Raw genomic sequence first — 10,499 nt, forward strand, 5'->3', positions numbered from 1 at the left:
GCGCTTGCATCGCCCGCCAAACCCAAGTCAAGCTGCTGGCGACCAACACTTTCACTCAAACGGCGCGACAAACTCCCTAAACGATTCTCGACTTCAGATAGCCAACTTCTTAAATTATCTGCTCGCGCATAGAACTGAGCGTCCGGTTGTTGAGGGTCAGAGAGACGCGCTAGGTAACTACGCGCTGCCTTCACGCCACGACGATATTCCGACTCACTGGCCGGAAGTGCCCAACTACTGTTATCGAAATGAAACTGGGGCTCTGCAATCGTTAAGTCCTTATCTTCAACCGACTGGCTTTGAGACCGGCTCAACTCCTTACGAAAGACCCTGGCCAAATCACGAACCTGAACCAGCACGCCATATTCCCAATTAGTAATATTATCCAGCCATAAACCAGGCGGAAAAATATCATTGCTAATGTAGCCTCCCGACTTATCCATCAGCGTTTCCATCAAATAGATCATCGTTGCTGTTGTCGCAAAGCCAGGAACCGGCTGGTGCTGCATCAACTCGGCCTGTTCATGAGAGTACTGAACAACATCGGTAATTTCCGGCTCAGAACTCCACCAAAAACCTAGAATAACAGACAAAAGTAAATAGACACCCAAAGCACCACCAATAGCTTTAGCCAACATTCCGCCCCCCAAGTAGTCTTGGAAATCTTCTTTTCTATGTCTTATAAAATCAGACAAACCTTCTTTCACATTAATAACCTGCTAACGTGTATAAATTCTCAATGACTTGGGAGAACTGTAATCCCCTACTATCAATTGCAAACACTTGCTATGAAGCAAATACTTCATTTGCTTGTGGCCGTTTCAAATGGTACCCCATTGCGCCATCAATCCCCAGCTCTTTTAAAGCCTGCCACTCGTCTTCTGACTCGACACCCACAGCAATCACATTAATTCCCTGACCATGTGCAATCTGGATCGCTGATCGCAGGAAGAACTGATTTGATTGACTGCCCTGAACGTTGCGAATAAAGCTATGGTCAACTTTGATGTAGTGAATATCCACTCGCTGTAAATACGAAAATGGCACCGAGCTTACACCAAAGCGCTCGACCGATAGACTAAAGCCATGCTCTTTTGCCATATTGCTCAAAACGACCAAGGCATTTTCATTATAACTCACGATATGTTCTGGAACTTCGACAATTAGCATTTCCGCCAAGCTGGGGTTCTGAACAAGCTGCTGATCAAACCAGGACAAGAAGCGCTCATCTATCAAGGCAGCTTCAGACAAGGTAATACAGTATCGGTGATTATCAGCTTCACCTTGCGCCAACTCATTGTGAGTTCGCTGCATCAAAAATTCTGGATCTGCCAGGCTCTCTACCACCTTCTCGACAACCAACTGATCAAAGGGCACCATCAATCCGAATCGCTCAGCCATCGGCAGGAAGGTCCCAGCGACAGTCAGCTCGCCTTCTACTTCAATTCGAGAAAGGACCTGCTGATACATAACCTTTCCTTCACCATCATAAACTGTTTGAGTATGAAGCTTCACATCTCGACTCAGCAATACCTCTTGCAAAATATTTCGCCACTCATTTGCCTGATGCACCTCTCGCATACTCTCTTCTGCCGACTGAATATGCGCATAACGCCGCCAGCCGGAAATACCATCTGACTGTGCTTGGCGTAAGGCTAAATCAGCTTTAGACAACAAAGTGCGAGCAGTATCATCAGCCTTTACGCAAGCCGCACCGATATGCACGCTATCATCGCGCAACAAGTGCTTGATATCAGAGAGTGAACAAATTTCTGATATCATTTTTGGCACCAGGACATCAATTTCATCATCCATAACACTCGGCATAAACACACTAAAATCGGCACCACTTCGCCTCGCAGCAAACGCATTCTGATGACGCTGTTCATATTTTTGCAGTATCTGCGCAACACTCGTCAACAGAGCATCGCCTCGATCTCGCCCCAATGACTCGTTAACTGCACCAAAGTCGTTAAGTTGCACTAAGACCAGACTTCCTTTTGCTGTGTGCTGCTGTGAATCCAGCTCTGTCTTTAAACGCCCATCAAAACCTTCACGGTTACTTAGGCCGGTAAGTGTGTCAACAAAAGATGCCTGACGCAGGTCCTCGATCAAATTTAATTGCTCTTCAAACACCCCGCCAAGCTGCCTGGCCATATCATTCATCGCATCGGCAACGCCTGCAAGCTCTCGGAATACAGGATGAGGAGCCCTAAAATCAAAATGGCGATGACTCATTTCCTGTGCATGAAACTGAAGCTGTTTTAAAGGCTTTAACACACCAGCTAATAGCCAACGCGCTGCAAATAAGCCGAGCACCAAAATACTTAGAAACCAAATTGACTCAGAACGAATCACTTTCCACAATTCAAGGTAGGCGTAACCAGGATGACTCTCTACCACAATCGTGCCCAACTGTTTCCAACCAGCTACAACTTCTGCACTTTTGGCAGGGGCCTTTAGATCAAGCAGAGAGACAAACCAGTCAGGGACAGTATCAACAGTTAAAGAGTTAGCGCGCACGACAATGGCGGCACCGTTCAAGTCAAAAAAAACAATTTTTCTGTAGTCACCACTGTCGAATATCGTGTCAACAATTCGCGCTGCCGCCACGCGATCTTGAGCATCTATACTCGTCGATAATGACAAGCCCAAAGAAGTAGCAGCATCCTGTGCATGGGACTGCAATTGATTCTGCAAATAGTCACGCATGGTGGTGATATTCAGCGTAAAGCTTCCAACCAACAACAACAGCAACATAATGCTAATATAAGCAAATAGTGTCCTTTGTAAGCTAGGACCCTGATTTGTCAGGCTATGACTATGCCTCATGATTAGGCCTCACTTACTTTATCTCCATCAGTATCTTCATTGGTGTCTTTTTATTAGCAAAGCCCAAGTATAAAAACGACCCGACCTCTTTCACCACAGAAATCATAATGGCCAGCCTGTAGGCATTGCTTCCATATAACAATAGATCAACTTACACATCCTGACATTTTTTGACGATAAAAACCTCCATATTCAGGGGATTATGCTAAATTATGTAGAGACGATTCGCGTTTACAAAAAGAATTCTTCCATTAGGATCAAGGAATGGCTCAGGACAACCAACGAGAGAAACTTAAACAACTGTTTGCAAAACGAGTTACGACGCAAGCCAGAGTTGTATTAGATGTCTATCAAAAGTGCAAACTCTCCTCTTGGGAAGACCTGGATCGCACTCAAGATTTAAATGATGCGAGTGAAAAACTAGAGCGTTTTGCAACCCGCTTTGAGATGTCTCGCCAGGAGACTTCGGCACGAAAAATTAACCAGCTACTGAGCAATGTTAACCCTGAAGCCCCGCTTTCGTTAGACAGCCAACAAAAAATTGAGTCCTTTATTCAGGAGCTGAATGAGTGCACTTTGCGAAAGAGTGATACCGGAGGGGGGCGAAGCGACACCTCGCACTCGAATCCACGTACTTTTTTACGCACTCCGATTTACCTCGCGCTAAACAACACCGAGTACGCTAACCGCATTATTAATCAGCTGGAGTTCTTTGGTTTTCGTTCAATCAACTTCAGTGATGTTGATGATTTTGTTCACGCAGCTAAGCAGGATAAGCCAGAGACCATCGTAGCCGATGTAGATTTTGGCGGGCATAAGCTTGCTGGCATCGATGCCGTTCAAGTAATCCAGGAGTCTCACGAGACAACTATTCCAGTTATTTATGTTAGCGAGAGCACTGACGACATTCAGACCCGGCTAAAAGCATCGCGCACAGGCGGCGAAGAGTTTTTTTATCGAGCCATCGACCCTGGCCAGCTAATAGAAAAATTTGAGCAATATACGCACGCCAACATTCAGGACCCATACCGTATTCTGGTAGTCGATGACTCTAAAGCACAAGCAAAGTACATTGAGAATATATTGCACAAAGCCGGCATGATTCCTCACATCATTACCGAGCCGATGGATATCCTGGTAGCCTTGGCGGATTTCCAGCCTGAGATAATTATCATGGATATGTACATGCCAGGCTGTACCGGTATGGAGCTAGCCCGAGTGATACGCCAGCAAGACAAGTTTCACAGCGTACCTATCATTTACCTCTCTGCAGAAGATGACGTCAACAAACAGCTACACGCGATGAGTCTTGGAGGCGATGACTTTCTAACGAAACCTATCGACCCGAAACACCTCATCGCCACGCTGCGAAACCGAGGCCGAAGAGCTCGATCCCTTTTGGCACTAATGATTCGCGATAGCCTGACCGGGCTTTACAATCATACCCATACTCTACATTTGCTAGAAATTGAAGTTGCTAAAGCAGCGGAAAGCGAACTACCTGTCTGTTTCGCAATGCTCGATATCGACTACTTCAAAAAGATTAATGATAACTACGGCCACCCTATTGGCGACCGCGTACTGAAAAGCCTTTCTCTTTTCCTTAAACAGCGGCTACGTAAAACAGACCACATCGGTCGCTATGGTGGCGAAGAGTTTGCCATCGTACTGCCAAATACTTCTGAACGCGATGCTAAAACTATTCTTAACGAAATACGTGAACGCTTTGCAGAATTACCACAGCCCGCCGGAACCGGCACATTCAATGTCACCTTTAGTTGCGGCATTGCATTAGCTGACCACGAAAACGCTCAATCCTTATGTGAAAAGGCTGATCATGCCCTATACGAAGCAAAGAGAAATGGACGAAATAATGTCCGTTGCTACAATACAGAACTGTAAGAAAACCTGCTTGTAAATAACGCAATATATGGGCAAACTAGCCACTATATTGTAGATAAAGTGTCATAAAAAGAAACTACACTTGTAGACATTTCTCACGGCACTTAGAATTAACTTTCTCTTTCACATGTTTTTACGAGCATCGTCTGATTATGGCTAGCATACTGGTACTTCATGGCCCAAACCTAAACCTTTTAGGCACCCGCGAACCCGAAATTTACGGCTCAGAAACTCTCAATGATATCAACTCTCGCTTAAAAGCCTGCGCCAAGAATAACAATATCGCGCTCAACACGTTGCAAAGCAATGCTGAACACGAACTTATCGAGCGCATACATCAAGCTAAGCAAGATGATACTCAGTTTATAATTATTAACCCTGCGGCATTTACGCATACGAGCGTAGCAATCCGAGATGCTCTACTAGCGATTGATATTCCTTTTATCGAAGTACATTTATCAAATGTTCATGCTAGAGAAACATTTCGCCATCATTCTTATTTCTCTGATGTCGCATTAGGCGTCATCTGCGGGCTGGGCAGCTTAGGTTACGATGCTGCGCTCAGCAAAGCCCTGCAGGCGCTATAAACCTAATACAGGAATTGTTATGGATATTCGAAAAATCAAAAAGCTGATCGAATTAATCACCGAGTCAGATGTAGAAGAACTAGAGATTAAGGAAGGCGAAGAGTCCATCCGCATCAACCGTCGCAAGCATGTTGTCGCCGCACCAGCAGCGGCCCCAGCACCCGTAACGTCTGCTTCAGCACCTATCACAGAAACATCCACTGCAAGTCCGGCACCGGCGAGCACCTCTAGTGACCAGACAATCAATGCCCCTATGGTCGGCACCTTCTACAAGGCGCCCTCACCTGACTCCGCCCCATTTGTTGAAGTTGGACAAAGCGTTAAGGCTGGCGATGTCTTGTGCATCATTGAAGCAATGAAAATGATGAACCAAATCGAGGCAGACCGAAGCGGCGTTATTCAGTCGATAGAAGTCAGTGACGGAGAACCTATCGAGTTCGATCAGATACTATTTACAATTGCATAAGGCTCGCAGGTAACACTGATGTTAAAAAAAGTTCTAATCGCTAATCGTGGCGAAATAGCCTTACGAATTCTACGCGCCTGCAAAGAGATCGGTATTCCTTCGGTCGCCGTACACTCCAAGGTTGATAGAGACCTTATGCACGTTCGCTTGGCAGACGAGTCAGTTTGTATTGGTAATAACAGCCCTGTCGAGAGCTACCTCAATATACCTGCAATAATCAGCGCCGCTGAAGTGACCAATGCTGTTGGCATTCATCCTGGCTACGGTTTTCTTGCTGAAAATGCTGACTTCGCAGAACAAGTCGAAAAGAGCGGCTTTACCTTCATTGGCCCCCCTGCCAGTGTCATTCGCTTAATGGGGAATAAAGTTTCAGCCATCAAAGCCATGACAAAAGCCGGCGTACCGACGGTTCCTGGCTCCGACGGCCCGATCACAAATAATCAAGATCGAACCAAAGCTATTGCACGCAAAATTGGCTACCCGGTTATTATCAAAGCAGCCTCAGGTGGTGGCGGCCGGGGTATGAGAGTTGTTAACGACGAAGCTGAACTACTCACCTCGATTCAGCTAACACAGTCTGAAGCCAAAGCCGCTTTTGGCGATGACACCGTTTACCTTGAAAAATTTCTCGACACACCCCGGCATGTCGAAATCCAGGTACTTGCAGATAACCATGGCAATGTCATTCACTTAGGTGACCGTGACTGTTCACTGCAACGAAGACACCAAAAAGTTATCGAAGAAGCCCCTGCACCAAATATTAACGAGGAAGCCCGACAAGCCACGTTTGCCGCCTGCGTAAAAGCCTGCAAAGATATCGGCTATCGCGGAGCAGGAACATTTGAGTTCTTATACCAGGATGACAGTTTCTATTTTATCGAAATGAATACCCGAGTACAGGTAGAGCACCCTGTAACAGAAATGATAACAGGCATTAATATCGTTAAAGAGCAAATTAGAATTGCTAGCGGCCTACCACTTTCAGTCTCTCAAGCTGAAGTAAATCTTGAAGGCCATGCGATAGAGTGCCGCATTAACGCTGAAAATGCTCAAACCTTTGCACCGAGCCCCGGCTTAGTTAAACAGTTTCACGCGCCCGGTGGCATGGGAGTCCGTGTCGATTCGCATTTATATAGCGGCTATCGTGTACCTCCATTTTACGACTCTTTAGTTGCCAAAATCATTTGTCATAGCGAAAACCGTAATGCGGCGATGAACCGTATGACAAACGCACTTGACGAGCTAGTCGTAGACGGAATTGACACAAATATTGACCTTCACCGCAAGCTACTTTCCGATAGCGGATTTCGAGAGCTCGAATTTAATATCCATCATCTGGAAAAGAATATCCTTTAGTTTCATCTAATGTATTTCATTCCCGACTATCAGGAAGTCACTGACTTATGAACTGGATCCAAGTTAAAGCCAATATATCTCCCGCCATCGCAGAAGCTCTCGAAGAAGGCTTGCTCGCGGCGGGAGCCAGCGCAGTGACTCTCGAAGATGCTCAAGACCAGCCAGTGCTAGAGCCCGAACGGGGCACAACGCCGCTTTGGGAAGAAACGATCGTCACCGGGCTGTTTTCTGCCGATGAGGACCAAAAAGCTATTAGAGCCATCACTGAAAGTGTCTTCACCAATCTTTCAGATCAGACCTTCCCTGAATTGCGTTTTGAAATATTGGAAAACGAAGACTGGACGCGTAAATGGATTGATAACTTCAAACCCATTCAGTTTGGTCGCCGCTTATGGATATGCCCAAGCTGGCATGACATTCCTGAGCCAAACGCTGTCAACCTGATGCTCGACCCTGGCCTGGCTTTCGGCACTGGCACACACCCCACAACTGCACTTTGCTTAAAATGGCTAGATGCTTATGCGCTAAACGATGACGGCCTAAACAACAAAACTGTCGTAGATTTTGGCTGTGGTTCCGGAATACTGGGCTTGGCCGCATTATTACTCGGCGCCAAATCGGTGGTTGGAATCGACAACGACCCTCAAGCTTTGCTGGCTACCCAAGACAATGCCAAGAGAAACGAGGTCGAAGCTCAGCAGTTCCCGGTCTATCTTCCAGAAGATAGCCCTAAAGACCAAGTAGACCTGGTTCTGGCTAATATTCTTGCTCAACCACTGCATGACTTACGTAGCAATATTGCCGCTTTAGTTAAACCTAAAGGAAAATTAATTCTATCTGGAATTCTTGAGCATCAGGCAGCTGCGCTAGTTCACGACTATGAAGAATGGTTTGAAATGGATAAACCTCAGCTAGAGGATGGCTGGGTATGCTTGACCGGCACAAAAAAAGACTGATAATAGCCTTATAATAATTCAGGAAAAACACACACGATGAGCAATCAGCGACTGACACAATGCCCGCACTGTAAGGCTTCGTTTAAAGTCTCTGAAGAACAATTAAGTGCTGCCAACGGCAGAGTTCGCTGCGGCGCCTGCATGAACATCTTCGATGCAATTGCCTATAGCTTGTCCGATACTGAGAAGCAAACAGCAAACAAGCCTTCTCCTGAACCCTCCGAAGACCAACAAAGTTCAGCTATCGACCTGGAAGATAGTCTACTAGAGTCTGAAGATAAGCTATTTGCCGATAACCCTGAAGAAGATCTGCATGAACCCGGCTACTCAGGCAGCGCCGATGGCTCTGATGAGTTTAGCACCTCTTTCCTGGAACTAGATTCCGCAGACAACAGTGACCCTTACTCAACCAGCTTTAAAAAACTTGACGATACCTTTGTTTCTGAAGAGAGTGAAGAAATCATCGACGAAAGCTGGACTCAGGAAATCCTCGAAGATATTCAAGATGAACAAGGTAAACAGAAGGTAGAACCAACATTCTCCGCTTCAGCTATAGAGCAGGCCTCAGTCACACAAGCTGAGACATCGACTGAATCAGCCTTCGGAGAGCCCGGGAGCGGTTTCTCTGAGACTTCTCCGTATGAGAAAATTGAATTTCAATACGACCAGGATAGCCCCAATAATAGACATTGGCTTGTCAGTTTATTATTCATTCTCGCTAATATATCGCTCATCGTAATACTGCTAGGGCAAGCGGTATGGTTTCACTATGAAAAGCTCGCCAAGTACCCTAAAGTTTCTGAGTTATATGAGCTAGCATGTGAACACTTATCTTGCACATTGCCAAAGCTTGAAGATATCGAAAAAATTAAAAGCAACAACCTCGTTGTCAGAAGTCACCCCACTCAACGCAAGTCCCTCATAATCGACACCGTGATAGTGAATGAAGCTGCTTTCAATCAAGCGTTCCCCGACTTAGCTCTTTATTTTTCAGACATAAACAAAAATATCGTTGCCCAACGCTTATTCCAAGCGAAAGAGTATTTGTCTGGCGATCTAGCCAGCTGGCACGAAATGCCAAGTCAGCAGCCAATTCATATTTCACTCGAAATCGTTGACCCAGGAAAAGAAGCGGTTAACTACTCTCTAAAGTTTTTCTCCCCTCAACCCTAAGCTCCAAGGAACAAGACATAGATCAATTGTCAACCAATAAGAGCAAAATATAACCAAAAAAAGCCACCTTTTTTGCTTTTACACCCTTGCCTCAGAGGGTATGATTAGCCCCCCCAAAATTAGCCACCCTTGAACCTGACAGAGAAACGACTTGCTCAAAATCGGCCCCTATCAATTAGATAATCGATTGATCTTAGCGCCCATGGCTGGCGTGACAGACAGACCTTTTCGACAGTTATGCCGGAACAACGGCGCAGCTATGGCTGTTTCGGAAATGGTAATCGCCGACCCAAGTTTTTGGAAAACACGCAAGTCAATGCATCGTCTCGACCATACCGGTGAGAGTGACCCTATATCTGTACAAATTGCTGGCGGCGATCCAGAAATGCTAGCAACAGCGGCAGAGCTTAATCAGGAGCGAGGCGCACAGATCATAGACATCAATATGGGCTGCCCGGCCAAGAAAGTTTGTAACAAAGCAGCAGGCTCTGCACTGATGAGAGACGAAGACCTGGTAAAGGAAATCCTAAGTGCAGTGGTTGGGGCTGTCGACATTCCGGTGACGCTAAAAATACGCACTGGCTGGGATAAAAACTCTCGAAATGCATTAACGATCGCTAAAATGGCAGAGCAAAGCGGTATTGCAGCTCTCGCCATTCACGGCCGAACTCGAGCTTGCGCTTACCAAGGACAAGCTGAATACGACACCATCGCTCAAGTAAAAGAGGCGATAAGCATACCCGTTCTTGCTAACGGCGATATTGATTCGCCCGAGAAAGCAGAACAGGTATTGAAGCAAACAGGAGTTGACGGTCTGCTAATAGGTCGAGCTGCACAAGGCTGCCCTTGGATTTTTGATGATATCAACCACTACCTTAAGCACGGTACCAAGCGTGAAGAAAGACCGTTGGCCACCGTTCGCGATATCATCCTTCATCACCTAGAAGAACTACATCAGTTCTATGGTGAGAAAATGGGTCATCGCATCGCTCGCAAACACGTCGGCTGGTATCTGAAGGCAAGACCGAATCACCAAGAATTTAGACAATTTTTTAATAAAATTGAAACACCGGAAGCTCAGCTTGAGGCTGTGCGCACGGAGTTCGAAAAGCAAATCAACAATCAAATCAATAACGGGGAAATAGCCGCATGACTATAGAAGCGCTTGCTGCAGACAAACAAGAAGAACAAACCTACACCAGTCAAACTCAAATTGAAAACGCTGCC

Annotated in this window: 9 protein-coding genes; 7 read left to right on the top strand and 2 right to left on the bottom strand. The window is 46.0% G+C overall.

What is annotated here, in order from left to right; translation table 11 throughout:
• Together A3735_RS17695 and A3735_RS17700 are read right to left on the bottom strand one after the other, a co-directional pair.
• Positions 1-707, bottom strand: a 707-nt coding sequence (locus A3735_RS17695; protein WP_068638372.1) for a DUF2333 family protein, incomplete at its 3' end; no start/stop codon positions are given.
• A gap of 79 nt (positions 708-786) precedes the next feature.
• A complete protein-coding gene (locus tag A3735_RS17700; RefSeq protein ID WP_068567618.1) occupies positions 787-2,832 on the bottom strand; it encodes an EAL domain-containing protein in 2,046 nt (681 codons plus the stop codon).
• A 264-nt stretch (positions 2,833-3,096) separates the two neighbouring features.
• On the opposite strand from A3735_RS17700, the gene A3735_RS17705 reads away from it, so the two are divergent.
• The 7 genes from A3735_RS17705 (at position 3,097) to dusB (ending at position 10,425) form a co-directional block, all read left to right on the top strand.
• A complete protein-coding gene (locus A3735_RS17705; protein WP_068512194.1) occupies positions 3,097-4,734 on the top strand; it encodes a diguanylate cyclase in 1,638 nt (545 codons plus the stop codon).
• Between the two features lie 152 nt (positions 4,735-4,886).
• Positions 4,887-5,321 carry a type II 3-dehydroquinate dehydratase gene (aroQ, locus tag A3735_RS17710; protein ID WP_068508593.1) on the top strand — a complete coding sequence of 145 codons (435 nt, stop codon included), beginning with the start codon at positions 4,887-4,889 and terminating at the stop codon, positions 5,319-5,321.
• 19 nt (positions 5,322-5,340) lie between these two features.
• Complete coding sequence (gene accB / locus A3735_RS17715; protein WP_068512191.1) at positions 5,341-5,787, top strand: acetyl-CoA carboxylase biotin carboxyl carrier protein; 447 nt, start codon at positions 5,341-5,343, stop codon at positions 5,785-5,787.
• 18 nt (positions 5,788-5,805) lie between these two features.
• Positions 5,806-7,143, top strand: coding sequence for an acetyl-CoA carboxylase biotin carboxylase subunit (accC, locus tag A3735_RS17720; RefSeq protein WP_068512188.1), 1,338 nt, complete (start codon positions 5,806-5,808; stop codon positions 7,141-7,143).
• Positions 7,144-7,190: 47 nt separating this feature from the next.
• Positions 7,191-8,099 (top strand): 50S ribosomal protein L11 methyltransferase, encoded by a 909-nt coding sequence (gene prmA / locus A3735_RS17725; RefSeq protein WP_068554032.1) that lies wholly within the window; start codon positions 7,191-7,193, stop codon positions 8,097-8,099.
• Between the two features lie 36 nt (positions 8,100-8,135).
• Positions 8,136-9,272 carry a DUF3426 domain-containing protein gene (locus A3735_RS17730; RefSeq protein WP_068512182.1) on the top strand — a complete coding sequence of 379 codons (1,137 nt, stop codon included), beginning with the start codon at positions 8,136-8,138 and terminating at the stop codon, positions 9,270-9,272.
• A 202-nt stretch (positions 9,273-9,474) separates the two neighbouring features.
• On the top strand, positions 9,475-10,425 hold the full coding sequence (dusB, locus tag A3735_RS17735) for a tRNA dihydrouridine synthase DusB (protein ID WP_068512219.1): 951 nt from the start codon (positions 9,475-9,477) through the stop codon (positions 10,423-10,425).
• Positions 10,426-10,499 lie beyond the last annotated feature (74 nt).

The organism is Oleiphilus sp. HI0061, assembly GCF_001635675.1.